General features: G+C 59.2%; 22 protein-coding genes. 11 read left to right on the top strand and 11 right to left on the bottom strand.

Annotated features, from left to right (window positions below; genetic code table 11):
- Window positions 1-5 precede the first annotated feature (5 nt).
- Window positions 6-1,124, top strand: a complete 1,119-nt coding sequence (locus CWM54_RS06595) for an S-(hydroxymethyl)glutathione dehydrogenase/class III alcohol dehydrogenase (protein WP_012968056.1) — start codon at window positions 6-8, stop codon at window positions 1,122-1,124.
- Window positions 1,125-1,193: 69 nt separating this feature from the next.
- Here CWM54_RS06595 and CWM54_RS06590 read toward each other — a convergent pair whose 3' ends face one another.
- The 4 genes from CWM54_RS06590 to pcaH all read right to left on the bottom strand — a co-directional run bounded on the left by CWM54_RS06590 (window position 1,194) and on the right by pcaH (window position 6,320).
- Window positions 1,194-3,566, bottom strand: coding sequence for a glucose/quinate/shikimate family membrane-bound PQQ-dependent dehydrogenase (locus CWM54_RS06590; RefSeq protein WP_100696499.1), 2,373 nt, complete (start codon window positions 3,564-3,566; stop codon window positions 1,194-1,196).
- Between the two features lie 297 nt (window positions 3,567-3,863).
- Window positions 3,864-4,787: a LysR substrate-binding domain-containing protein gene (locus tag CWM54_RS06585; RefSeq protein ID WP_012541541.1), complete on the bottom strand. Its 924-nt coding sequence runs from the start codon at window positions 4,785-4,787 to the stop codon at window positions 3,864-3,866.
- Between the two features lie 175 nt (window positions 4,788-4,962).
- Entirely contained in the window at window positions 4,963-5,583 is a 621-nt protein-coding gene (gene pcaG / locus CWM54_RS06580) for a protocatechuate 3,4-dioxygenase subunit alpha (RefSeq protein ID WP_100696497.1), read from the bottom strand.
- Window positions 5,580-6,320 (bottom strand): protocatechuate 3,4-dioxygenase subunit beta, encoded by a 741-nt coding sequence (pcaH, locus tag CWM54_RS06575; protein WP_004202816.1) that lies wholly within the window; start codon window positions 6,318-6,320, stop codon window positions 5,580-5,582. Before pcaH ends, pcaG begins: the two co-directional genes overlap by 4 nt.
- 239 nt (window positions 6,321-6,559) lie before the next feature.
- Between pcaH and CWM54_RS06570 the strand changes: the two genes are divergently transcribed.
- Window positions 6,560-7,903, top strand: coding sequence for a VOC family protein (locus CWM54_RS06570; protein ID WP_100696495.1), 1,344 nt, complete (start codon window positions 6,560-6,562; stop codon window positions 7,901-7,903).
- 41 nt (window positions 7,904-7,944) lie between these two features.
- The gene (locus CWM54_RS06565; RefSeq protein WP_100696494.1) at window positions 7,945-9,450 is read left to right on the top strand and encodes a carboxylesterase/lipase family protein; all 1,506 of its coding nucleotides are present in this window, start codon (window positions 7,945-7,947) and stop codon (window positions 9,448-9,450) included.
- 53 nt (window positions 9,451-9,503) lie between these two features.
- Here the strand turns inward: CWM54_RS06565 and CWM54_RS06560 are convergent, their stop codons facing one another.
- Complete coding sequence (locus CWM54_RS06560; protein ID WP_100680389.1) at window positions 9,504-10,592, bottom strand: NAD(P)-dependent alcohol dehydrogenase; 1,089 nt, start codon at window positions 10,590-10,592, stop codon at window positions 9,504-9,506.
- Window positions 10,593-11,031: 439 nt separating this feature from the next.
- Between CWM54_RS06560 and CWM54_RS06555 the strand changes: the two genes are divergently transcribed.
- The gene (locus CWM54_RS06555) at window positions 11,032-12,687 is read left to right on the top strand and encodes a glucan biosynthesis protein D (protein WP_012541545.1); all 1,656 of its coding nucleotides are present in this window, start codon (window positions 11,032-11,034) and stop codon (window positions 12,685-12,687) included.
- A 53-nt stretch (window positions 12,688-12,740) separates the two neighbouring features.
- Window positions 12,741-13,319, top strand: a complete 579-nt coding sequence (gene rimL / locus CWM54_RS06550) for a 50S ribosomal protein L7/L12-serine acetyltransferase (RefSeq protein WP_100680388.1) — start codon at window positions 12,741-12,743, stop codon at window positions 13,317-13,319.
- On the opposite strand, the gene ydcK is transcribed toward rimL, so the two are convergent.
- The gene (gene ydcK, locus CWM54_RS06545; protein ID WP_100696492.1) at window positions 13,305-14,285 is read right to left on the bottom strand and encodes a YdcK family protein; all 981 of its coding nucleotides are present in this window, start codon (window positions 14,283-14,285) and stop codon (window positions 13,305-13,307) included. The two genes, rimL and ydcK, sit on opposite strands and share 15 nt — an antisense overlap.
- 111 nt (window positions 14,286-14,396) lie before the next feature.
- On the opposite strand from ydcK, the gene tehA reads away from it, so the two are divergent.
- The 3 genes from tehA (at window position 14,397) to CWM54_RS06530 (ending at window position 16,926) form a co-directional block, all read left to right on the top strand.
- Window positions 14,397-15,401 carry a dicarboxylate transporter/tellurite-resistance protein TehA gene (tehA, locus tag CWM54_RS06540; protein WP_100680385.1) on the top strand — a complete coding sequence of 335 codons (1,005 nt, stop codon included), beginning with the start codon at window positions 14,397-14,399 and terminating at the stop codon, window positions 15,399-15,401.
- Window positions 15,398-15,994, top strand: a complete 597-nt coding sequence (tehB, locus tag CWM54_RS06535) for a tellurite resistance methyltransferase TehB (RefSeq protein ID WP_100696490.1) — start codon at window positions 15,398-15,400, stop codon at window positions 15,992-15,994. The genes tehA and tehB overlap by 4 nt, the downstream gene beginning before the upstream one ends.
- Window positions 15,995-16,257: 263 nt before the next feature.
- Window positions 16,258-16,926 carry a DUF3313 domain-containing protein gene (locus CWM54_RS06530; RefSeq protein ID WP_100696488.1) on the top strand — a complete coding sequence of 223 codons (669 nt, stop codon included), beginning with the start codon at window positions 16,258-16,260 and terminating at the stop codon, window positions 16,924-16,926.
- Between the two features lie 51 nt (window positions 16,927-16,977).
- Here CWM54_RS06530 and CWM54_RS06525 read toward each other — a convergent pair whose 3' ends face one another.
- Window positions 16,978-17,874 carry a DMT family transporter gene (locus CWM54_RS06525; RefSeq protein WP_038422644.1) on the bottom strand — a complete coding sequence of 299 codons (897 nt, stop codon included), beginning with the start codon at window positions 17,872-17,874 and terminating at the stop codon, window positions 16,978-16,980.
- Window positions 17,875-18,055: 181 nt separating this feature from the next.
- On the opposite strand from CWM54_RS06525, the gene CWM54_RS06520 reads away from it, so the two are divergent.
- The gene (locus tag CWM54_RS06520; RefSeq protein ID WP_016161182.1) at window positions 18,056-18,925 is read left to right on the top strand and encodes a helix-turn-helix domain-containing protein; all 870 of its coding nucleotides are present in this window, start codon (window positions 18,056-18,058) and stop codon (window positions 18,923-18,925) included.
- Here CWM54_RS06520 and CWM54_RS06515 read toward each other — a convergent pair.
- On the bottom strand, window positions 18,902-20,068 hold the full coding sequence (locus tag CWM54_RS06515; RefSeq protein WP_074385687.1) for a benzoate/H(+) symporter BenE family transporter: 1,167 nt from the start codon (window positions 20,066-20,068) through the stop codon (window positions 18,902-18,904). The two genes, CWM54_RS06520 and CWM54_RS06515, sit on opposite strands and share 24 nt — an antisense overlap.
- A gap of 174 nt (window positions 20,069-20,242) precedes the next feature.
- Here CWM54_RS06515 and CWM54_RS06510 point away from each other — a divergent pair, with 174 nt between their 5' ends.
- Window positions 20,243-20,812, top strand: coding sequence for a helix-turn-helix domain-containing protein (locus tag CWM54_RS06510; protein WP_061154414.1), 570 nt, complete (start codon window positions 20,243-20,245; stop codon window positions 20,810-20,812).
- Between the two features lie 10 nt (window positions 20,813-20,822).
- Here the strand turns inward: CWM54_RS06510 and CWM54_RS06505 are convergent, their stop codons facing one another.
- Window positions 20,823-20,990, bottom strand: a complete 168-nt coding sequence (locus tag CWM54_RS06505) for a hypothetical protein (RefSeq protein ID WP_165785099.1) — start codon at window positions 20,988-20,990, stop codon at window positions 20,823-20,825.
- 33 nt (window positions 20,991-21,023) lie between these two features.
- Here CWM54_RS06505 and CWM54_RS06500 point away from each other — a divergent pair, with 33 nt between their 5' ends.
- Complete coding sequence (locus tag CWM54_RS06500) at window positions 21,024-22,985, top strand: peptidase U32 family protein (RefSeq protein WP_100680381.1); 1,962 nt, start codon at window positions 21,024-21,026, stop codon at window positions 22,983-22,985.
- A 12-nt stretch (window positions 22,986-22,997) separates the two neighbouring features.
- On the opposite strand, the gene CWM54_RS06495 is transcribed toward CWM54_RS06500, so the two are convergent.
- Both CWM54_RS06495 and CWM54_RS06490 read right to left on the bottom strand, forming a co-directional pair.
- Complete coding sequence (locus CWM54_RS06495; RefSeq protein ID WP_061154416.1) at window positions 22,998-23,231, bottom strand: DUF2554 family protein; 234 nt, start codon at window positions 23,229-23,231, stop codon at window positions 22,998-23,000.
- Between the two features lie 150 nt (window positions 23,232-23,381).
- A complete protein-coding gene (locus CWM54_RS06490) occupies window positions 23,382-23,624 on the bottom strand; it encodes a hypothetical protein (RefSeq protein WP_100696486.1) in 243 nt (80 codons plus the stop codon).
- Between the last annotated feature and the right edge of the window lie 88 nt (window positions 23,625-23,712).

Genomic DNA, 23,712 nt, shown 5'->3' with positions numbered 1-23,712 from the left:
CAGTTATGAAATCACGCGCAGCAGTTGCCTTTGGCCCTGGCCAGCCGTTAAAAATCGTAGAGATTGACGTCGCGCCGCCGAAGAAAGGCGAAGTTCTGGTCAAAATCACCCACACCGGCGTGTGCCACACCGATGCCTTCACCCTCTCCGGCGACGATCCGGAAGGTGTTTTCCCGGCGGTACTGGGCCATGAAGGCGGCGGGGTTGTCGTGGAAGTGGGCGAGGGCGTCACCAGCCTTAAGCCGGGCGACCACGTGATCCCGCTGTATACCGCGGAATGCGGCGAGTGCAAGTTTTGTAAGTCGGGTAAAACCAATCTCTGTCAGGCGGTGCGTGCCACCCAGGGTAAAGGGCTGATGCCAGACGGCACCACCCGTTTCTCCTATAACGGCGAACCGATTTATCACTATATGGGCACCAGCACCTTCAGCGAATATACGGTTTGCGCCGAGATTTCGCTGGCGAAAGTCAATCCGCAGGCGCCGCTGGATAAAGTGTGTCTGCTGGGCTGTGGTGTCACCACCGGTATCGGCGCAGTGCACAATACGGCGAAGGTCAAGCCCGGGGATAGCGTCGCGGTCTTTGGTCTGGGCGGCATTGGCCTGGCGGTGATCCAGGGCGCGGTGCAGGCGCAGGCCGGACGCATTCTGGCGGTCGATACCAACCCGGATAAGTTCACCCTCGCCAAAGAGATGGGCGCAACCGACTTTATCAACCCGAACGACTACGATAAGCCGATTCAGGATGTGATTGTCGAGTTGACCGACGGCGGGGTGGATTTCAGCTTCGAGTGCATCGGCAATGTCAACGTGATGCGCGCCGCGCTGGAGTGCTGCCATAAAGGCTGGGGTGAGAGCGTGATCATCGGTGTAGCCGGTGCGGGCCAGGAGATCAAGACCCGTCCGTTCCAGCTGGTGACCGGCCGCGTGTGGCGCGGTTCCGCCTTCGGCGGCGTGAAAGGGCGCAGTCAGCTGCCGGGAATGGTGGAAGACGCCATGGCCGGTAAAATTCGCCTCGACCCGTTTATTACCCATCGCCTGCCGCTGGAGCAGATTAACGAGGCCTTTGATCTGATGCATGAAGGCAAATCGATTCGCACCGTGATCCACTTTGGCGACCAGTAATCGCTAACGCTGATGGCGTATCGTCACCCATACAAAAAGGGCCCGGATGGGCCCTTTTGCTTAGGTCGATCAGTGATGGTCTGGGAGCGCGTAGGCGATGATGTAATCGCCGCGATCCGGTGACTGACGGGCGCCGCCAGCATTGATAATAATGTACTGCTTACCGGTTTTCGGTGAGACGTAGGTCATCGGGCCGGACTGGCTGCCGACCGGCAGACGCGATTTCCAGATCTCTTTGCCGTTCGCGGTATCAAAGGCGCGCAGGTAGAAATCCTGGGTACCGGCGAAGAACAGCAGTCCGGACTGTGTGGACAGCGACGCGCCAAGGGTCGGCATGCCGATCGGAATGGGCATGTGCATACGGATCCCCAGCGGCCCGGTATCTTCTACGGTGCCAACCGGTACCTGCCACACCAGTTTCCCGGTTTTCAGATCCACCGCGGACATGGTGCCGAACGGCGGTTTCTGGCATGGAATGCCCAGCGGCGACAGGAAACGTTCGCGCATGGCGCCAAACGGCGTGCCTTCCATCGGCACGATGCCCATCTCGATCCCGCTGGCGTCTTTCGCCACCTTCGCGCGCGGTACCATATAGTTGGCGAGGCCCAGACGCATATCGTTGACGAACATCAGGCTGTTGTTCGGATCCACCGAAACGCTGCCCCAGTTCATGCCGCCGAGCGAGCCCGGGAACTGCAGGGAACGGTCTTCACCTGGCGGGGTAAAGACGCCCTGATGGCGCATCTCTTTGAACTGAATACGGCACAGCAGCAGGTCGATCGGTGTCGCCCCCCACATGTCGGATTCGGTCAACGTCTGGTTGCCGATCATCGGCATCCCTACCGAGTAAGGTTGCGTCGGAGAGTAGCGTTCACCTTTGACGTTGCCCGCCGGTACCGGACGCTCTTCCACTTTGGCCACCGGCTCGCCGGTCTCGCGGTTGAGCATAAAGATCATGCCCTGCTTGCTGGTTTGCACCAGCACCGGAGTGGTACCACCCTTGCCGTCAGGCAGATCGTACAGCAGCGGCTGAGACGGCAGGTCAAAGTCCCACAGATCGTGGTGCGTGGTCTGGAAGTGCCAGCGCACCTGGCCGGTGGTGGCATCCACAGCCACGATAGAGGAGCTGTATTTATCGTCCAGCGCGGTACGTTCGCCGCCAAAGAAATCTGGCGTGGCGTTGCCGGTTGGCAGATAGATCAGATTCAGCTTCGCGTCGTAGGACATCGCCGACCAGACGTTTGGCGTACCGCGCGTATAGGTCTGGCCTTCCGGCGGAACACCGGTCAGCGCTGGATTGCCGGGATCCCACGCCCACGCCAGTTTGCCGGTGTGGACGTCAAACGCGCGGACCACGCCCGGCGGTTCGCCGGTGGAGTAGTTATCCGCGACGCGGCCGCCCACCACTACCACATTGCCCGCTACCAGCGGGGTGGAGGTCTGCTGATAGTAGCCCGCTTTCACTTCACCCATGCCGACGCTGAGGTCGACAATACCGCCATCGCCGAAGCTTTCGCACAGTTTACCGGTATCGGCATCAATGGCGATCAGGCGGGCGTCGATCGTCGGCAGGAACAGACGACGGGAACAGGCGGCAGGCTGCGTGCCTGACGCTGGCGCGGTTTGCGCCTGGCTATCTTCGTAATAGCCTAAGCCGCGGCAGCGCTGCCAGTTGGGCGAAGAGGATTTGGAGTCATAGCGCCATTTCTCTTTCCCACTGTCCACATCCAGCGCCAGCACTTTGCTGTAAGGGGTGCAGACGTACAGAGTATCGCCAATCTGCAGCGGGGTGTTTTGATCTTCCGCCCCGGAACCATTGCTCTGCGGGATATCGCCAGTATGCGCTACCCAGGCCACCTGTAGCTGGTTGACGTTCTGTTTGTTGATTTGGTCCAGCGCGGCGAAACGGTCGCCGTGGGTGGTGTTACCCCAGTGCGCCCAGTTTTTCTGCTGTTCGCCCGGCGCGACGGGCTTCACTGGCACCGCTTCAGTGGCGCTAACCAGTGGTTCGGATTTGAACATCCAGCCAAAGCTCACCGCCAGCGCCACGGCGAGAACGGCGGCAACGCCATATGCCGGGCCTTTTTTTGCCGGTGGGCTGGCGAGGAAAGGCCAGACCAGGGCGGCAAGGAAGGCCAGCACACCAAGCGCAAACAGGCGCGAGAAGAGCGGCCAGTAGTTCCAGCCAGCGTCACTAATCGCCCAGATCACCGAGGCGATAAACGCCACGGCGTATAACAAAATACCACCGCGGCGGTTGCGGAAAATCAACACCGCCGCGATGACCATCACCACGCCCATCAGCGCGAAGTACAGTGTACCGCCGACGAGGGCCAGTTTTGCCCCAAGAATACCCACAGCCAGACCGATGATAAGCATCAGTCCGGCGAGAAGCCACTGCAGGATCCGGGGGAATCCGCGCGGCGCGTTGCCAGTTGCCATGTAATCTCCTTAACCACTCCCGCCACTTCATCATGAACCAAATGAAACAGGTGCTTTCTGTTTTATTTTTGAATGAAGAGGTTTGTACCTTCATAAACGCAGGTTTATTGCTTGATGTGATTTCGAATGAACCATTTGGTGAAATCGCGATATGATAGATCTGTTAAAGAAATTTACGCAATTGTTAATGAATGATTTCGCACTAAATGATTATTTTGCTAAATGTGTTGCGCCGTCAGGCGCACCACATCGAAGCGCATAGGCTCCCCGGCAGGGGCTACCGGGGAGAAAGCGGGGTCAGGCAGGCATTGACTTGCGGATGGCGCTGAGCAGGGTTTGCGTACCTGGCGTGAGCGTCGCATCGACGCGGGTTAGAATGCCGATGGGCTCTCCGGCGCCCTGGGTGGCAATTGGCAGGGCGCTCAGCACGCCACGGCGAAGATCGTCTTTCACCGCCCCGGAAGGTACGAACCACACATAGTCAAAATCGACCGTCAGCTGGCGTGACAGCGAAGCCGAGAGGGTCTCGATACAGCCGGCGGGCATTTTACAGCCCTGGCTCTGGAGCAACGTTTCGGCGTTTTGCCGCGGTACGGTGCCCTTCGGCGAAACGACGACGGGCCACTCCATCACCCGGCTCAGGGTCACGGTCTCCTGAAGCAGGGGGTGTCCCGGGCGAACCACCAGTTTCAGGGATTCGAGGAACAGCAGTTCATAGTTGAGTCCACTCATCAGATCCGGGTCGGACATGCGTCCGATACCGATATCGATCTCCCCGGATTTTAACCCCGCCAGCAGCATGGTGTTGTTCATGGTGGCGACCTGCAGCGTGATGTCTTTTTGCTGCTTATGGAACTGGCCGATCACCGTTGGCAGGATCCCCAGCGCGGCGGTAGGCAGCGCGCCGATACGCACAATGTCGTTATTCAGCCCCTCTTTACGGTTCAGCGCCTGACCCGCTGAGTTAAGGGCATCAAGTACCTTAACGGCATGAGTCAGAAACTGTTCGCCGACCAGGGTGAGTTGCGCCCCCAGACGGCCCCGCTCGAACAGCCGGGTACCGGTTAGCTGTTCAAGCTCGTTAAGCGTTTTCGAGAGTGCAGGCTGGCTCAGATTTAAAGTTTCAGCCGCGCGCCCCAGCGTTCCCTGTTGAGCGACGGCCACGAAGGTGTGTAGATGGCGCAAGCGAATGCGCTGACTGAAGAGACCATTTTTTTCCATAGTAGATGATGTTAAAAACACAGCGGTGAAAGAGACAAGCGGCCTTGTTTAAATTTGATAACCAGATAGCAAAATATTATTAACATTTGACCTGATTACATTACAAGATCTTTCCCCACGGTTTAAAACGCCTTCCCCCCGCTGGACGGGGGGAAGGCGTTTATCGGCGTGGCCGCTAGATATCGAAAAAGACGGTTTCGTTTTCGCCCTGCAGATAAATATCGAAGTGATAGACCACTTCCGAACCACGAACCTCGCGTTCGGCGATTAAGGTTTTGCGTCTCACTTCCCACTCGATCAGATTCAGTACCGGGTCGCTGGCGTTGGCCTCGTGTTCATCGGCGAAATACATCCGCGTGTTCAGGCCGATGTTGATCCCCCGCGCGACCACCCACAGGTTGACGTGCGGCGCCATCAGGCGGCCATCGCGGCCGACAACCGGGCCCGGCTTAATGGTGTCAAAGCGCCAGACGCCGGAGGTGAAATCAGAGCAGGTACGCCCCCAGCCGCGGAAGCCCGGGTCGACGGCTTTCTGCTGCTGACGGTCGTCAGGATGGTTATAGCGTCCCGCGGCGTTGGCCTGCCAGATCTCCAGCAGCACATCACGGACCGGTGTTCCGGAGCCGTCGATAACCCGGCCTTCAATGGTGATCCGCTCCCCGGTGGTATCGGCGGTGGTGAGGACCGGGCCAAAGTTTTTCTCAAAAATATGAAAGCCCGCGGCGTCAGGCGCCAGACCGATATGAACATAGGGTCCCGCCGTCTGCGAGGCGGTTTCAGGCAGATACTGTTTCATCGGGCGGCCCCCTGAGTGCGATTTTCAAACAGCGTGGCGCGATGGCCGCGCAGAACAAGGTCGAAGCGGTAGGCCAGGCAATCCAGCGGTACGGCGGCGTGCATGTCCAGCTCGGCGATCAGCGTGCGCACGGCGTCGTCATTATTAATGGTCCGGACGATCGGGCACTGTTTGATCAGCGGGTCGCCTTCGAAATACATCTGGGTGATCAGGCGCTGCGCCCAGGCGTCACCCGAGAGCGAGAAATGAATATGCGCCGGACGCCAGTCGCTGGCCTGGTTACGCCACGGGTAGGGGCCGGGCTTGATAGTGCGAAAACAGTAATAACCGTTTTCATCGGTCAGCACCCGGCCGCAGCCGCCGAAGTTCGGGTCAATCGGGGCCAGATACTGATCTTTTTTATGTCGGTAGCGGCCGCCGGCATTGGCCTGCCAGACTTCCACCAGGGTGTTTTTCATCGGTCGGCCAAAACCATCACGCACATAACCGTGGACAATGATCCGCTCGCCAATCGGCAGGCCTTCTTTGGCATAGTTAAGGATGAGGTCATTATCCAGAGGGCCTAGATCGTCGCGGCTAAAGACCGGCCCGGTGATCTCTGACAGCGAGTTCTGCAGGGAGATCAGGGCATTCTTCGGTGAGCGCAGGACGCTGGTTTTATAGCCCGGCGCGTAAGCGGGCGGGTGACTACTGTAATCGCGATGGATGACCTCGCGCGGGGACCATTTGTCGTTCATCGGGTACTCCGTGTAGACGGTAGAGGGGCATGTTGTTGTAATGTCGCCAGAAACAGTGTGTGTAAATGCATTGTTAATTTAAAGTGAAATTACCGGGTGTTTTTCATAACCGTGGGTTATGTTTTGTGCAATGACTGCTAGCGGAAGCAGGTTATCGCCATCACAGTTTGTAAATTCTTCCCCCCGCCAGGAGGCAGCTTTCCTACACTCCAGGAAGTATTCACTGGAGGTAACACATCATGGCGAACACCATCACGGCTGATGAGATTCGGGAGCACTTTTCGCAGGCCATGTCGGCCATGTACCAGCAGGAAGTTCCGCAGTACGGGACGCTGCTGGAGCTGGTGGCAGACGTCAATCTGGCGGTACTGGAAAATAATCCGCAGCTGCATGAACAACTGGCCAATGCCGACGAGCTGGCGCGCTTAAACGTGGAGCGCCACGGCGCAATCCGCGTGGGCACAGCGGAGGAACTGGCGACGCTGCGTCGCATGTTTGCCATCATGGGGATGTATCCCGTCAGCTATTACGATCTCTCACAGGCCGGCGTGCCGGTCCATTCCACGGCCTTTCGTCCCATCGACGATGCCGCGCTGGCGCGCAATCCGTTTCGGGTTTTCACCTCGCTGCTGCGCCTGGAGCTGATTGAAAATCGCGCCCTGCGCGAGCGGGCCGAGGCCATCCTTGCCCGGCGCAAAATCTTTACCCCCCGCTGTCTGGCGCTGATTGCGCAGTATGAAGCTGAGGGCGAATTCACCTCTGCCGACGCGCGCGAGTTTGTGCAGGAGGCGCTGGAGACCTTCCGCTGGCACCGGCATGCCACCGTCGATGAGGAGACCTACCATGCTCTGCATCGCGAGCACCGCCTGATTGCCGATGTGGTCTGCTTTCCGGGATGCCATATCAATCACCTCACGCCGCGGACGCTGGATATTGACCGCGCCCAGGCCCTGATGCCCGAGTGTGGTATTGAACCCAAAGCGCTGATTGAAGGGCCACCGCGCCGGGAGGTCCCGATCCTCCTGCGGCAGACCAGCTTTAAGGCGCTTGAGGAGCCGGTGATGTTCGCCGGTGAGCATAAAGGCACCCACAGCGCCCGCTTTGGTGAAATTGAGCAACGCGGCATTGCGCTGACGCTAAAAGGACGCGCGCTGTACGACCGCCTGCTGCAGGCAGCGGGGACCGGAAAGGACAATCTCAGCCATCAGTTGCATCTGCAGGAGGTATTCCGCGAATTCCCGGACAGCGAATTTTTGCTCCGCCAGCAGGGGCTGGCCTGGTTTCGCTACCGCCTGACGCCCGCCGGCGAGGCGCATCGCCAGGCGTTTCGCCCGGGCGACGATCCGCAGCCGTTGATTGAGCGCGGGTGGGTGGTTGCCCAGCCGATTATCTATGAAGACTTTTTACCGGTCAGCGCAGCGGGTATTTTTCAGTCCAATCTGGGCAACGAAACGCAGGCGCGCAGCCACGGGAATGCCAGCCGCGAGGCCTTTGAGGCGGCGCTGGGCTGCCCGGTGGAGGATGAGTTTGCCCTGTACCGACAGGCGGAGGAGCGCAGCAAACGACGTTGCGGTCTGCTGTAAAATCAGTACCCTGCTGGCATCAGCCTTACAGGGAGCAGGTTATGCAACATCCGTCGAAACCGTTGGCGAAAACCCGCCAGGGAACCGTATCCGGGAGCGCAGAGCAGGGGATCCATATCTGGCGCGGCATTCCGTATGCCGCGCCGCCTGTGGGCCCGCTGCGCTGGCGCGCGCCGCAACCTCCTGCCCGCTGGCAGGGCGTCCGCCAGGCCGACGCCTTTTCCGCCGCCAGCTGGCAGGACATTGACTACTGCCGTGAGCTCGGCGGCGGCGATCCCGGCGCTTTCAGCGAAGACTGCTTATATCTCAATATCTGGGCACCTGCTGCTGCGGCGCAGCCGCTGCCGGTGATGGTCTGGCTGCACGGCGGCGGGTTTACCATCGGCGCCGGCAGCCTGCCGCCTTACGATGGCAAAGCGCTTGCCAGCCGCGGCGTGGTGGTGGTGACGGTCAACTACCGACTGGGCCACCTCGGCTTCTTCGCCCATCCGGCGCTGGAGGAAGAGGCGGGCGAACGTCTCTATAATTTCGCGCTGCTCGATCAGATTGCCGCTCTGCAGTGGGTTCAGGAGAATATCCATGCCTTTGGCGGGGATGCCGCTAACGTCACGCTGTTTGGCGAATCCGCCGGGGCGCGCAGCGTGCTGTCGCTGATGGCCTCGCCGAAAGCGAAAGGGTTGTTCCATAAAGCGATTATTCAGAGCGGGTATACGTTACCCGACCTGCCGCGAGAGAAGGCGCTGGAGAAAGGCCGCCTGCTGGCGGAACACTTTGCCTTACCGCAAGCCAGCGCTGAGGAATTACGGGCGATCCCCGCGGAGGCCTTCTGGTCACTCACCGCGCCGCTGAACACAGGGCCGGCCCCCATCGTCGGCGACGCGGTGCTGCCGCAGCCGATGCTGGAGACCTTTTTTGCCGGACGTCAGCACCCAATGCCGGTGATGATCGGCTCCAACAGCGATGAAGCCAGCGTGATGGCCGTGTTTGGCGTCGATATCGCCGGGCAGATCCAGAAGCTGCGCCGTGAGCGTCGCCTGGGACTGGGTCTGATCAAACTCCTTTATCCCGGCGTGAAGGGCGATGAAGCGCTGGGGCGGGAAGTGTGCCGCGATATGGCCTTCACTACCCTCGGTTATGTGGTGATGCAGGCGCAGCAGCGTGTGGGGCAGCCGTGCTGGCGCTACTGGTTTGATTATGTTGCGGAAGCGGAGCATGACACCTATCCGCACGGCGCCTGGCATGGCAACGAGGTGCCCTACGTGTTTGATAACCTGCGGTTGACCGACCCGGTGTGTCAGTACGCCAGCGAAGCGGATCTGGCCTTCGCCGCTCAGGTCGCTGATTACTGGGCCCAGTTTGCTCGCGTCGCCAGCGGCGACCAGGCGCTTGCCGGCGCGGTGCGCTGGCCAGCGTGCCTGCGCGGACGGGATCGTCTGTTGCGCATTGGCCTGCATAAGCGTGCCGGCTTTAAAGTGGAAAATCGCTTTATGCGCGCCCGGCTGGCGCTGTTTCGCCGGGTGATGAAGCATCACGTGACGCTGGAGTGAATGCGCTGAGGGCGGCTGAGTCACTGCCGCCACCGGTTGGTGGCGGCGTTCACTCACATGACGACCACGGGCTTTATCACCTTACCAGACGCCGAATCGGCGAAAGCCTGGTTGATATCGGCCAGCGGGTAGCGAACGATAAGCTTATCGATAGGGAATTTCCCCTGCTTATACTGCTGCACCAGCAGTGGAATAAACAGCGCCGGGACGGCATCACCCTCAATCACCCCGACCAGCGACTTGCCCTCCGCCATCAGATCGTTCTGCACGTTAAAAGTGATATCCCCGGTAAAGCCGACGATGGCCACCGTACCTAATGGTTTCACCGCGTGCACGGCCTGCAGCACGATGGCCGATACGCCGGTGGTTTCCACCGCGTAGTGAGCGCCTTTGCCGGTGATCTGTTTAATCAGGGCGACGGCATCCTGTTCCTTGCCATTGATCTGATGGGTGGCGCCCAGTTCGCCCGCGAGGGCGAGGCGACTGGCATGAATATCGACAGCGATGATCTGCGAACAGCCGGTTAATTTCGCCGCCATGATGGCGCTGAGCCCCACGGCGCCGCAGCCAAACACCACAATCGATTCCCCAATCACCGGTTTCAGGCGGTTGAGCACCGTCCCGCTGCCGGTCTGGATGCCGCAGCCCAGCGGGCCGAGCAGGGTGAGATCGACCTCCGGGTCGACCACCACGGCGTTGCTGGCGCGGGTGACCACATACTGGCTGAAGGACGACTGGCCAAAGAACAGGGACAGATCCTGATCGCCCAGCCGATAGGGGGTGGTGCCATCCTCGCGTCGGCCGCCAAAATTAAGCGTATTAAAATCTTCGCAAGCCGAAGGGTGGTTGCTTAAACAATTTTCGCAATGGTGGCAGGCGGCATAGCTGAGCACCACGTGGTCTCCCACCCTGATACCGCTGACCGCCTCCCCGACGCTGGCGACGATCCCGGCGCCTTCATGGCCGAGGATGGCTGGCATAGGCACCACTCCCGGGTTATCACGCATCACCGCGTCGGTATGACAGACCCCGGTGGCGACAATTTTCACTAATATCTCATCCTTTCCCGGTGGGGAGACGTCGACATCCTTGAGGACGAAAGGTTGCTGGTAGCCCAGCGTGACGGCTGCTTTCACTTGCATGGCATGACTCCTGAATGAATTCCCTGGAGAGCGTGGCGGGACAGCCCGAACGGCTCTCCCGTGTTGGCCGCTAACATGACGAAATATAGCGGTTACCGGTGAAAAGTTAGCACCGGATGTGGCGGAAATTTGCGCCAATTGTGCCTAAAAAAAAGCATGGCGCTGGGGCATAGGTGTGATGAATATAACGCAGCGGGGAAAAGCTATCCGCTCAATAGTCAGGCGAAAAAAGCGGCAGACAGTGTGTTCGCCTCCCGGCCAAACGCCGAAGGAAAAGTAAAAAAACGGGCTGTTCTGGTAGACAGGGCTTTTTTACCTTTTTTCTGCGGGCAACAATTGGATTATTAATCGTTTTTGTCTAGAGTGGGCGGAATTTATCACGCAGCGTGATGACGCGTTGCGAATCAATTCACCCGTGCAGAAGGACGCTTTCTCAGGCATGAACCGCAGACGTTTTCTTAAATCTTCCATGGCTGTTGCCGCCGTATGCGGAACGTCAGGAGTCGCATCCTTATTCAGTCAGGCCGCTTTTGCCGAAGACGCGGGCATTGCCGACGGGCAGACGCGTCGTTTCGATTACACCGTGCTGCAGGCGATGGCCCACGATCTGGCGCGCCAGCCATGGGGCGGCGCCCCGCGCGATCTGCCGCCAACGCTGGCCAATCTGACTCCGCAGGCTTATAACAGCATCCAGTATGACGCCAACCACTCGCTGTGGAACAACATTGAAGAACGCAAACTGGACATCCAGTTTTTCCACGTCGGGATGGGGTTCCGTCGCCGCGTGCGGATGTTCTCTCTTGACGCCGCCACCCAGCAGGCGCGCGAGATCCATTTCCGCCCTGAGCTGTTTAAGTACAATGACGCCGGGGTCGACACCCGCCAGCTGGAAGGCCAGTCCGACCTTGGCTTCGCCGGATTCCGGGTGTTTAAAGCGCCGGAGCTGGCGCGCCGCGATATCGTGGCGTTCCTCGGCGCCAGCTACTTCCGCGCGGTAGACAGCACTTACCAGTACGGCCTGTCGGCTCGCGGGTTGGCGGTGGACACCTTTACCGATACCCCGGAAGAGTTCCCTGATTTCACCTCCTTCTGGTTCGAAACGGTTAAAGGGGACGCCACGGTCTTTACCGTTTACGCGCTGCTGGATAGCCCGAGCATCACCGGGGCCTACAAATTCACCATCCATTGCCAGGATACCCAGGTCATCATGGATGTGGAAAACCACCTTTATGCCCGCAAGGACATCAAACAGCTGGGTATCGCGCCGATGACCAGTATGTTCAGCTGCGGCAACAACGAGCGCCGGATGTGCGATACCATCCACCCGCAGATCCACGACTCCGATCGGCTGTCGATGTGGTTGGGGAACGGCGAATGGGTCTGCCGGCCGCTGAATAACCCGCAGAAGCTGCAGTTCAACGCCTTCCAGGACAAGAACCCGCGCGGCTTCGGTCTGCTGCAGCTGGACCGCGATTTCTCCCATTACCAGGACGTGATGGGCTGGTATAACAAGCGTCCCAGCCTGTGGGTTGAGCCGCGTAACCAGTGGGGGAAAGGGGCGGTCAGCCTGATGGAGATCCCGACCACCGGCGAAACGCTGGATAATATCGTCTGCTTCTGGCAGCCGGAAAAAGCGGTGAAGGCGGGCGACGAACTGGACTTCCGCTACCGTCTCTACTGGAGCGCGCAGCCGCCGGTGAGCACTCCGCTGGCGCGTGTGCTCGCCACCCGCACCGGGATGGGGGGCTTCCCGGAAGGCTGGGCGCCGGGCGAGCACTATCCGGATAAGTGGGCGCGCCGTTTTGCCATCGACTTTGTCGGCGGCGATCTGAAGGCCGCCGCGCCGCGCGGTATTGAACCGGTGATCACCCTCTCCAGCGGCGAAGCGAAGCAGATTGAGATCCTCTATGTTGAGCCGTTCGATGGCTACCGGATCCTCTTCGACTGGTATCCGACCTCCGACTCGACCGACCCGGTGGAGATGCGCCTGTTCCTGCGCTGTCAGGGCGAAGCTATCAGCGAAACCTGGCTCTATCAGTACTTCCCGCCGGCGCCGGATAAACGTAACTACGTTGACGACCGGATCATGAAATAGTCCCGTGACAGCCGCGGCCCGCAGGCAACGCCTGTGGGCCAGTAGAGAACCCCATGACTACAGACATTCCCGCAGTACCTGAGTCGATCCCGGTGACCGACGCGCTGACGCTTATCGCGATTGATGAGCGCTACGTCAGCGATCTGCACCAACTGGTGGTCAAAAACCGCCACTGGCTGCAGCAATCGCTTAACTGGCCCGCCGAAGTGAACAGCGAAGAGGAGACCCGCCGCCATGTGCAGGGTAACGTGATTCTGCATCAGCGGGATTACGCCAAAATGTTTTTGCTGTTTCTTGACCATCGACTCGTTGGCGTCCTGTCGTTCAACCAGATCGAGCCGCAGAACAAAACGGCCTATATCGGCTACTGGATCGATGAAGATCACCAGGGGCAGGGGCTGCTTTCGCGCTCCCTGCAGGTCTTTATCCACCATTATGCCCGCAGCGGGCTGGTGCGCCGGTTTGTGATCAAATGCCGGGTGGCCAATACCCGCAGTAACCAGGTGGCGTTGCGCAATGGGTTCGTTCTTGAAGGTTGCCTCAGGCAGGCCGAGTATCTGAACGGCAGCTATGACGATCAGAATATCTATGCGCGCATTATTGACCGCGACGAGGCGCTAGAGGGCGCCTAACAGCGGCGTACGGGTGATGTGCTGCTGGCCGTCAAGCGTTTTCGGGCCGCGCAAATGAATGGCCTCTCCCTCCTGCGCGGCGATCTGCACCTCGTCATTGATGGTGACCTGGTGCTCAATGATCACATCGCCGAGGATAACGGTCCGCCCCTGGATCAGCACGTCGTCGTCGAGCAGAATCGGACCACCGCGCAGCTGCGCCTCGCCACCGACCATCGCCCGGTGCTTTAACAGGCAGTTGCCTTCAATCACCGCATTCTCCGCCACCTGCGAACTGTAGCGCACGGTGGGGATGGCATCCTCTCCGCGACCGGCGATCAGACGCGCATGACCATAAACCCGAGCGTTATCGCACACCCAGACGTCGTTTTCTTCGTTCCCCTCCAGTCTTGCCTGGTCGAATACTTCTGCCCGATGTTCGACAAAAGCGTGCTCGACAAAGGCATCGCCGTAGATTTGCGCCTGGTGGAGAATACGCGAGGCGCTAACAGTGGCTCGCTGATAAATCTGCAGGACTTTGTCGCGATCGGCGGTCAGCCCGCGGGCGGCAATCACCTGGCAGTGGGGCAGGAGACGCGCTTCGTCGGCAAGACGACAATAGCCGCGCACCTGGCTGTGATTAACCGTGACGTTGTCACTTATCTGCGCGTGATGGCTAATGTGCGAGGCGTGAATGCATGCCCGTCCGCTGATGGCGGCCTCATGGCTGACCACGCAAGGCCCGGTTACGCGGGCGTCGTCGCGGATGCATGCCCCGGCGAAAACCACGCTGTTGGCATCGTAGATCCAGCACAAGCCCTGTTGGCTGAGAGCGCTTTCCTCGTCAACCCAGCCGCCTTCGCTGCCCGCTTTCACGTCAGCGAAATCGATAAGCGCCACTATCTGGCGCAGGGTGACGCTCTGTTTGCCATCCTCTTGCTGGTAACAATACTGCCGGGTCTGTTCGCTGAGACGGTATTTACGCATTCCCGATCCTCATTACTTATGGTTAACATAAACATAGCAAAGATCGCCGTAGCGCGCGGGATAAGGTTCCTTTAAAATGCAACTTCAAATTAAATTGATATCATCAACAAAATGAAGAACAAGCAAACGCCGCGGCAGGCGCTGAACCTGCCGGCAGGCTATTTTGGTATGGTGCTCGGCACCATCGGAATGGGCTTCGCCTGGCGCTACGCCAGCACGCTCTGGCCGGTTAGCCGCAGCATCGGCGATGGTCTGGTGATGCTGGCGATTGCGATGTGGGCGCTGCTCAGCATGGCGTTTATCAGCCGGGCAATTCGCTTTCCGGCGAGCGTGCTACGGGAGATGCGTCATCCGGTCAGCAGCAGCTTTGTCAGCCTGTTTCCGGCCACTACGCTGCTGGTGGCGATCGGGCTAGTGCCCTGGTGGCGACCGCTGGCGCTGGGATTGTTTGTGCCGGGGGTGGCGCTGCAGCTTGCCTATGCCGCCTGGCAAAGTGGCGGCTTGTGGCGGGGGACGCATCCTCACGAGGCCACCACGCCGGGGCTCTATCTGCCCACGGTGGCCAATAATTTCATTAGCGCGATGGCCTGCGGCGCGCTGGGATTTACCGACGCGGGGCTGGTGTTCCTCGGCGCCGGGGTCTTCTCCTGGTTGAGCCTCGAGCCGGCGATCCTCCAGCGTCTGCGCAGCGCGGGCGAGCTGCCGACGCCGCTGCGCACCTCGCTGGGGATCCAGCTGGCGCCTGCGCTGGTGGCCTGCAGCGCCTGGCTCAGCGTCAACGGTGGGGAAGCGGATACCTTCGCGAAGCTGCTGTTTGGTTACGGCCTGCTGCAGCTACTGTTCATGCTGCGCCTGATGCCCTGGTATCTTCGCCAGCCGTTCAATGCTTCCTTCTGGAGCTTCTCGTTCGGTATTTCCGCGCTGGCCACCACCGGCCTGCATCTCGGCCAGGCCAGGGCGGACGGCTTTTTTCACCATCTGGCAATGCCGCTGTTTATTTTTAGCAATCTGGTTGTCGGCCTGCTGTTACTGCGCACAATTTTGCTGTTAGTGAGCGGGAAACTGCTGGTACAGGTCGACCGGGAAACACTCCTGAATAAGAAGGAAAGATCATGACAACGCGTGACGCGGATTATTTTAGTGAAAAATATGGCCTGACACGCACCCATTCCGAGGTGCTGCATGCTGCGACGGTGGTGCCGCCGGGGCGGGCGCTGGATCTGGGCTGTGGCAACGGGCGTAACAGCCTTTATCTGGCGGCGAACGGATTCACGGTGACGGCGTGGGATAAAAATCCGATGAGCATCAATAATCTGGAAAGTATTCGCGCTGCCGAGGCGCTGGAAAATCTCCGCACCGCGGTAACAGACCTCAATAACCTGACCTTTGATGGGGAATATGACCTGATCCTCTCCACCGTGGTGATGATGTTCCTGGAGCCTGACACCATCCCGGGCCTGATCGCCAATATGCAACGCTGCACCGCCGCCGGCGGCTATAACCTGATTGTGGCGGCGATGGATACCGAAGACTATCCCTGCACCGTCGGCTTTCCGTTTGCCTTTAAACCCGATGAGCTTCGTGAATATTACCAGGGCTGGGAGCTGCTGAAATACAATGAGGACGTCGGCGAGCTGCATCGCACCGACGCCAACGGCAATCGCATCAAACTGCGCTTCGCCACCCTGTTGGCGCGCAAGCCTGCCTGATATGCGGCGGCGTGGGGAATCAGGACGTGGCCCGCGCCGCGTAGTAAGGTGAAGAGCAGGGAAAATAAGCGACGAAGTCCCCGTAAAAAAGAGGGATAAAAAGCAGGCTTCTGCCTGTTTTAAGTGATTATTTAATAACGTAATGTTCATCCTATCAATATTTGTAAATCTTCCTTGACGAAGCCCATTTTTTGTCACAAAACTAGTGGGTCTTATTTGCTATAACGTCTGCCGAAAAAAACTGCATTTACAGGGATCTCTCTATGCGTACTCGCGTGTTATTGAAAGTCGCCGCTCTGGCGGGGATGTTAGCGTTGACCGGCTGTGCGTCGAAAGTGGCGCAACCGAATCAGTATTCGGGCTTCTTAAAAGATTATTCCAACCTGAAAGAAACGACCTCCGCCTCCGGCAAGCCTGAGCTGCGCTGGATCGATCCAAACTACAATCCGGCCAACTACGATAACGTCGTGTACCATCCGGTAACCTATTATCCCGTCCCGAAACCGACCACCCAGGTAGGGGAAAAGGCGCTGCAGGATATTCTGAATTACACGAACAAAGAACTGAAACAGGCTATTTCGGAGCGTAAACCGTTGGCCACTACCGCCGGCAAACGCAGCCTCATCTTCCGTGGCGCGATCACCGGTGTGGACTCCAGCAAAGAGGGACTGCAGTTCTATGAAGTGATCCCGGTCGCCATGATTGTTGCGGGTACCCAGGCCGCCACTGGCCATCGTACTATGGACACCGACCTCTATTTTGAAGCCGAGCTGATCGACGCCAGCACGAACAAGCCGGTGATCAAGGTTGTTCGTAAAGGGGAAGGCAAAACCCTGGCCAATGAAAACACGCCGCTGACCGTCGATACCCTGAAGCAGGTGATCGATGATATGGCAGTGGACGCCGTCAAATTTGACCCTTCTCAGCGTTAATCGCACCAGCGCCGTCTGACCGACGGCGCTGTTCTCCCTGATATCGCCTTCTCAGGCCAGCTTGCGACGCAGCAGCAGCTGTTCCGGTTTGGCAAACATCACCAGGTTACCCAGCAAGATCAGCGCCAGCCCGATAACGGCGTTGCTGTGCCAGATATATCCTTCATAGACGGTGGAAATGGATAACGCCACCAGCGGAAACAGCAGCGTACTGTAGGCGGCTTTGCTGGCGCCGATGCGCCCCACGAGAGTGAAATAGGCCCCAAAGGCAATGACCGAGCCGAACAGCGCCAGGTAAAGCAGGGCGCCGAGGTAACTGACGGTCCACTCCGGCATAAAATTATCGCCACGTAGCAGGGCGATCGCGCCCATCACCAGCGTCCCGTAGAGCATCGCCCAACTGTTGGTGGTGAGGGTTTCCAGCCCTCGCCGCTGGTGGCGAATGCTGAACATATTGCCCAGTGAAAAGCCGTAGGTGCCCAGGGCGCTCAGACCGATCCCCCACAGCAGCGAGGCGTTTAGCCCATTGGCCAGCAGGTCATCCCAGAATAGGGTGACGATACCGGCGAGGCCCAGTGCGGCGGCGGCCCAGAAGCGGCCCGGCGGCTGCTGGCGAAAAAAAAGAAAGCTGTTAATGGCGTTAAACAGTACGGCCATGGAAAAGATCACCGATTCCAGACCGGTGTTGATCCAGGCCGCGGCGGTATAAAAACACCAGAAATTAAAGCAGAAGACGCAGCAGCCCTGCAGCAGGCAGCAAAAGTGATCTTTCGCGCCCAGCGGCCGTAGCCGTCGCGTGACAAGCAGAATCGTCAGCATCGTGATGCTGGCCACGGCAAAGCGCCAAAAAATGGATACCGGCGCCGCCACCGGCCCTTGTTGTAAAAAAATCGCAATCCACGTTGTACCCCAGATCACGACAACGAGTGCATAAAGTAATGCGTTCACCCTGACTCTCCTCTGCTTGTTGAAGGGAGGAGTATGCCGCCTGTCGCAACCGGCAGCTTTCACCCGCTTGTTGTCGGCTTGCAAATTCTTGCGCTTATTTGTCATTCGCCTGCGGTGAGGACTGGAAACCGCGCGGGAGTCTCCCTAGACTAGAGCTTTTACGGGCAGATGCGTGAAGGCGATGGGTTACGGGACGTTTGAAACATTACGGCGACAGAACGCGGTGCTGCGGGGCACGGTGGAGCTGAATTCCGGAATTCAACTGGCCGCCTGGTACAACAATTGCGATACCGTGACGGTGCGCAGCGATCACCATACGTTGAGCCTGTACGTCGCCGATGGCTATGAAAGCTATCAAAAGACGCCGCACGGCTGGAAAAATGGCGGCGGCCCGGATCGCTTTTGTCTGATGCCGAAAGGGGATGAGAGCGTCTGGGATATCCGCGGCGATCTGTCTTTTGTGCATCTCTACTGTACCGATGAGCACCTGCGCCGCGTCGGCGAAGAGGTGTGGGATCGTAGCCCGGCAAACTTCACCCTGCAGGAAAAAACCTTCGCCAGCGATGACAAAATCACCGCGGTGTACCGCCAGTTTTTACTGGCCAATGACTGGCGACAGCCGGCGAACCAGTTGACCCTCAGCGCCGCCAGCAGCTTACTGCTCACCCATCTGATCCAGCACTACTCCACCGTGCAGTGGCGTTTGCCGACGGTCACCGGAGGGCTGGCGCCGGGCGTGAAGCGTCACGTGCTGGCCTGGATCGATGCCCACCTCGATCAGCCGCTGACCCTGGCCGACCTGGCGCAGCAGGCGGGACTCAGTGAGTTCCATTTTGCCCGCATGTTCCGCCAGTCGTTGAATATGGCCCCGCATCAATACGTCATGCAGCAGCGAATGGCCAGGGCGCAAAATCTGCTCTGCCACAGCGCGCTGCCGTTAACGGAGATTGCGCTGGTCTGCGGCTTCAGCTCCGCCAGCCATTTCAGCCATCGGGTGAAAGCGGCCACCGGCCTGACGCCGTCCCAGCTACGGGCGGCGCAGCGCGGATAAGACGCCATAGCTTACCCCACCAAGCACCACGCCCCAGAAGGCCGACCCAATTCCCGCCAGCGTCACGCCGCTGGCGGTGACCAGGAAGGTCAGCACCGCCGCATCGCGTTCACTGGCCTGATGTACCGCCTGAAACAGGCTGCCGCCGATGGTGCCGAGCAGCGCCAGGCCGGCCAGCATCTGGATCCACGCCGTTGGTAAGGCCGACATCAGGGCGGTGATCGACCCGCCAAACAGACCGGCCAGCAGATAAAAACCGCCTGCCGCCATGGCCGCCAGCCAGCGCTGTTGCGGATCCGGATGCGCTTCCGGACTCTGGCAAATCGCGGCGGTGATCGCCGCGATGCAGAGGGAGTACACCCCAAACGGCGCCAGCAATAGCGCCAGTCCTCCACAGACGACGAGCAGTGCCGACACCGGTACGGTGTAGCCGGATGCCTGCAGGGTGGCGAACCCGGGAGCGTTCTGCGAGGCCATGGTGACGAGGAAAAACGGCAGGCCGACGCTGAGCAGCAGCGCCGGGGTAAACTGCGGCGCGATCCACTCCGGTGCCGCGAAGGCCAGCGGTACGGCCGTCCTGGCGACGTCCCCGGAGGCCGCCGCGATCAGCGCCCCCACCACCAGCGCGGCGACTACCGCGAAGCGGGGCCACAGCGCTTTACAGAGAAGCCAGGCGGCGAGCATGCCGCCGCACAGCAGCAGATGGTCCTGCAAGCCGGCGAAGGCCTGCAAACCGAAACGCAGCAGGATCCCGGCCAGCATCGCGGCGGCCAGCGAATGGGGAATGATCTTCATCAGCCGGGCAAACAGGCCCGTCACGCCGCAAAGGACGATCAGCGCGTTGGCGAAGATAAACACCCCCACGGCCTCGGCGAGGGTGACCCCCTGTAGACCGCTGACCAGCAGCGCGGCACCCGGCGTTGACCAGGCGGTGAGCACAGGAACTTTACGCCAGCCGCTCAGCGCAAGGGTGCTGATACCCATGGCGAGGCCAAGGGCCGTCATCCAGCCGGCGATCTGCCCGGGGGTAGCGCCAGCAGATGCAGCAGCTTGCCAGATAATGGCGGCTGAACTGGCGTAGCCCACCAGTACAGCGACGAAACCCGCCAACAGCGTGGGAAGAGGAAGGGTAAACGAGCGCATAGGGTTCTCTTGTGCGTTATAACATACGAATACTCTATCACTGTGCGTTATAGCGCACAAGGTGCGGATGTGGAGAGCGTAAGACAGCTGTTCGCATCGGTGATATGCCGAGAAACGCCCTGTAGAATCAGGCAAATGGGGATATACTCTTGCCTGTACAAGTCAGGAGGTAGGATGAATATTGCGCAACATCTGGCGGCAACGCTCAAAACCCTGCGCCAGCAGCGTGGCTGGAGCTTGTCGCGTCTGGCAGAAGAGACGGGGGTGTCGAAAGCCATGCTGGGGCAGATTGAGCGTAATGAATCGAGCCCGACGGTGGCGACGCTGTGGAAGATTGCTACCGGACTGAACGTGCCGTTTTCGGCGTTTATCGTTCCGGACGCCAGCGCGGCGCCTTCCGCTTTTGATCCGCAGCAGCAGGCGATGGTGGTGACCCCGGTCTTCCCGTGGGATCCGGAGCTGCGCTTTGACCATTTTTCGATAACCCTTGCCCCCGGCGCGTTGAGCGAATCGACGCCGCATGAGAGAGGGGTGATTGAACATGTGGTGGTGATTAGCGGCGCCCTGGATCTCTGTTTACAGGGAGAGTGGCATTTACTGCAGCCAGGTGAGGGACGGCGCTTCGCCGGCGATGAGGCGCATGCGTATCGTAACCGCGGCGTTCAGGCGGCCCATTTCCATTCTCTTATCCATTATCCAAAAGAAAAAACCGCGGGCGAACCCGCGGCCAGACAAGATGACTGATGATAACCACTCACAACGTGACGAGGAAAATCCGGAATACGTGATGACAGTACGCTGCGCGAGGATGTGAAGGAACTATCTTTTCCATCAATACTTTGCTGAAAAATGAAAATTCGTCGTCGCGCGGCGGTGGAAAAGGTTTTCGTCTGTGCCCGGTTCTGACTACAATAGCCGCCATTTCGACCCCCTTATACTGGATAACAACACGCGTATGCGCCTGCACAATCATCGTCTTGAACTTCTTAGTCCTGCCCGCGACGCCGGTATCGCTCGCGAAGCGATCCTCCACGGCGCCGACGCCGTTTATATCGGTGGGCCTGACTTTGGCGCTCGTCACAATGCCAGCAACAGCCTGAGCGACATCACCAGTCTGGTGCCTTTTGCCCATCGCTATGGCGCCAAAATCTTTGTCACACTGAACACCATTCTGCATGATGATGAGCTGGAGCCGGCGCAGCGGCTGATTACCGATCTTTATGAGGCGGGCGTTGACGCGCTGATTGTGCAGGATATGGGGATCATGGAGCTGGATCTGCCGCCGATTGAGCTGCACGCCAGCACCCAGTGCGATATCCGCAGCGTGGAAAAAGCGAAATTTCTCTCCGACGCCGGCTTCAGCCAGATCGTGCTGGCGCGTGAACTGAATCTCAGTCAGATCAAAGCCATTTACGACCATACCGACGCGACCATTGAATTCTTTATTCATGGCGCGCTGTGCGTGGCCTATTCCGGTCAGTGCAACATTTCGCACGCCCAGACCGGACGTAGCGCCAACCGGGGCGACTGCTCGCAGGCTTGCCGCCTGCCGTATACCCTGAAAGACGATCAGGGACGGGTGGTGGCCTATGAAAAACATCTCCTGTCGATGAAGGACAACGATCAGACCGCCAACCTGGCGGCGCTGATCGACGCCGGGGTACGTTCCTTCAAAATTGAAGGCCGTTACAAAGACATGAGTTATGTGAAAAACATCACTGCGCACTACCGTCAAATGCTGGATGCCATTATCGAAGACCGCGGCGACCTGGCGCGCGCCTCGGCAGGGCGCACCGAGCACTTTTTTATTCCGTCTACCGATAAAACCTTCCACCGCGGCAGCACCGATTACTTCGTCAATGCCCGTAAAGGCGACATCGGCGCCTTTGATTCGCCGAAATTTATCGGGCTGCCGGTGGGCGAAGTCTTGAAGGTGGGGAAAGACCATCTTGATGTCGAAGTGAGCGAACCGTTAACCAACGGCGATGGCCTTAACGTGATGATCAAGCGTGAAGTGGTGGGCTTCCGTGCCAATACGGTGGAGAAAACCGGCGAAAATCGCTATCGGGTGTGGCCGAACGAGATGCCGGCGGATCTGCACAAAGCGCGTCCGCACCAGGCGCTTAACCGTAACCTCGATCACAACTGGCAGCAGGCGCTGCTGAAGACCTCCAGCGAACGCCGCATCGCCGTGGACGTTACGCTGAGCGGCTGGCAGGAACAGCTGGTTCTGACCATGACCTGTGAAGATGGCGTCAGCGTGACCCATACACTCGACGGAGAGTTCGCCGAAGCCAACCAGGCAGAAAAAGCGCTGGCCAATTTGCGTGACGGTGTCACAAAACTGGGGCAGACCATTTACTACCCGCGCGAGGTGCAGGTCAACCTGCCGCCGCTGTTTGTCCCCAACAGCCTGCTCAACCAGCTGCGTCGTGAAACGGCTGAAATGCTGGATGAAGCGCGCCTCAACGCCTGGCAACGCGGCACCCGCAAGCCGGTCTCCGTACCGCCGCCGGTCTATCCGGAGACCCATCTCTCCTTCCTCGCCAACGTCTATAACCATAAGGCGCGGGCCTTTTACCAGCGCTATGGCGTACAACTGATTGACGCCGCCTATGAAGCGCACGAAGAGAAGGGCGATGTGCCGGTGATGATCACCAAACATTGTCTGCGGTTTGCCTTCAACCTCTGCCCGAAACAGGCGAAAGGCTCCATCAAGAGCTGGAAAGCCACGCCGATGCAGTTGATCCACGGCGATGAAGTGCTGACCCTGAAATTTGACTGTCGCCCGTGCGAAATGCATGTCGTCGGGAAGATTAAAAATCACATCCTCAAAATGCCGCTTCCAGGGAGCATCGTCGCCTCCGTCAGCCCGGATGAGCTGATGAAGACCCTGCCGAAACGCAAAGGGGCCTGATCCAGCACGACGCTACTGGCAGTGAGGCGCCCGCGGTTTGCGGGCATCCTGCCAGCGGTGATGCTCGCGCAGGTCGGCGGCAGCCTCCTCGCACTGACTGCGAAGCTCATCGCTGTCCGCCTCGTGCAGCAGTTGCTGTTCGAGGCTTTGCACCGGAAAGTAATCGTGCCCCTGACGGTGGGCCAGCAGATGTCCTGAAAACAGCGCGCACAGCAACAGCAGCGCGCTCATGCTTCTCCTCAACATACCTTTTCTCTGCGAATCAATGGAGTGGGCTTACTATGCCAGGCGCTGTGCAGGTTTTTTTCTCGGCTTCTCAAAGAAGGGCAAGATTTTGTCAACGGTGGCTGAAGGACGATGAAAAAAAGCCTGGCGCAGAAGGCCAGGCCTGAGGGATTACGCTTTTGGCGGCAGCGGTTTCCCGCTGTGCTTGCCGTCACGCTGCGGCTGCTTGCCGTCACGCTGCGGCTGTTTGCCGTTGTGTTGCGCTTGCTTACCATCGTGTTGGCCGTTTTTCGCCGGCGGTTTACCCTGATGCTGCGCGCCTTTTTCTGGCGGCGGCGGCGGGTTGTCGGCAGCGAAAGCCCATGACGATATTCCCAGCGTCATCACGGCGGACAGTAAAGCTAACTTCTTCATAGCAATATCCTTTCTTCTGATGTATCGCCGTATTTCATCAGGCAAAAGTGAAGATAAGATGGAGAAGTCCCTTTTCGGACTTCTCTGC

The sequence above is a fragment of the Klebsiella sp. D-Nf1 genome, from assembly GCF_002810515.1.
GTDB classification, from domain to species: Bacteria; Pseudomonadota; Gammaproteobacteria; order Enterobacterales; family Enterobacteriaceae; genus Klebsiella; species Klebsiella variicola.
This window is presented reverse-complemented; position numbering and strand designations above follow the sequence as displayed.

Coding starts and splice junctions, on each gene's coding strand:
- CWM54_RS06590 (WP_100696499.1), bottom strand. CDS start 3,566: ATGGCAACTGGCAACGCGCCGCGCGGATTCCCCCGGATCCTGCAGTGG.
- CWM54_RS06505 (WP_165785099.1), bottom strand. CDS start 20,990: ATGGCGGCTATTGTAGTCAGAACCGGGCACAGACGAAAACCTTTTCCA.
- tehB (WP_100696490.1), top strand. CDS start 15,398: ATGACAACGCGTGACGCGGATTATTTTAGTGAAAAATATGGCCTGACA.
- CWM54_RS06510 (WP_061154414.1), top strand. CDS start 20,243: ATGAATATTGCGCAACATCTGGCGGCAACGCTCAAAACCCTGCGCCAG.
- CWM54_RS06500 (WP_100680381.1), top strand. CDS start 21,024: ATGCGCCTGCACAATCATCGTCTTGAACTTCTTAGTCCTGCCCGCGAC.
- tehA (WP_100680385.1), top strand. CDS start 14,397: ATGAAGAACAAGCAAACGCCGCGGCAGGCGCTGAACCTGCCGGCAGGC.
- CWM54_RS06530 (WP_100696488.1), top strand. CDS start 16,258: ATGCGTACTCGCGTGTTATTGAAAGTCGCCGCTCTGGCGGGGATGTTA.
- ydcK (WP_100696492.1), bottom strand. CDS start 14,285: ATGCGTAAATACCGTCTCAGCGAACAGACCCGGCAGTATTGTTACCAG.
- CWM54_RS06585 (WP_012541541.1), bottom strand. CDS start 4,787: ATGGAAAAAAATGGTCTCTTCAGTCAGCGCATTCGCTTGCGCCATCTA.
- CWM54_RS06570 (WP_100696495.1), top strand. CDS start 6,560: ATGGCGAACACCATCACGGCTGATGAGATTCGGGAGCACTTTTCGCAG.
- CWM54_RS06515 (WP_074385687.1), bottom strand. CDS start 20,068: ATGCGCTCGTTTACCCTTCCTCTTCCCACGCTGTTGGCGGGTTTCGTC.
- rimL (WP_100680388.1), top strand. CDS start 12,741: ATGACTACAGACATTCCCGCAGTACCTGAGTCGATCCCGGTGACCGAC.
- CWM54_RS06520 (WP_016161182.1), top strand. CDS start 18,056: ATGGGTTACGGGACGTTTGAAACATTACGGCGACAGAACGCGGTGCTG.
- CWM54_RS06565 (WP_100696494.1), top strand. CDS start 7,945: ATGCAACATCCGTCGAAACCGTTGGCGAAAACCCGCCAGGGAACCGTA.
- CWM54_RS06560 (WP_100680389.1), bottom strand. CDS start 10,592: ATGCAAGTGAAAGCAGCCGTCACGCTGGGCTACCAGCAACCTTTCGTC.
- CWM54_RS06595 (WP_012968056.1), top strand. CDS start 6: ATGAAATCACGCGCAGCAGTTGCCTTTGGCCCTGGCCAGCCGTTAAAA.
- CWM54_RS06555 (WP_012541545.1), top strand. CDS start 11,032: ATGAACCGCAGACGTTTTCTTAAATCTTCCATGGCTGTTGCCGCCGTA.
- CWM54_RS06490 (WP_100696486.1), bottom strand. CDS start 23,624: ATGAAGAAGTTAGCTTTACTGTCCGCCGTGATGACGCTGGGAATATCG.
- pcaH (WP_004202816.1), bottom strand. CDS start 6,320: ATGAACGACAAATGGTCCCCGCGCGAGGTCATCCATCGCGATTACAGT.
- pcaG (WP_100696497.1), bottom strand. CDS start 5,583: ATGAAACAGTATCTGCCTGAAACCGCCTCGCAGACGGCGGGACCCTAT.
- CWM54_RS06495 (WP_061154416.1), bottom strand. CDS start 23,231: ATGTTGAGGAGAAGCATGAGCGCGCTGCTGTTGCTGTGCGCGCTGTTT.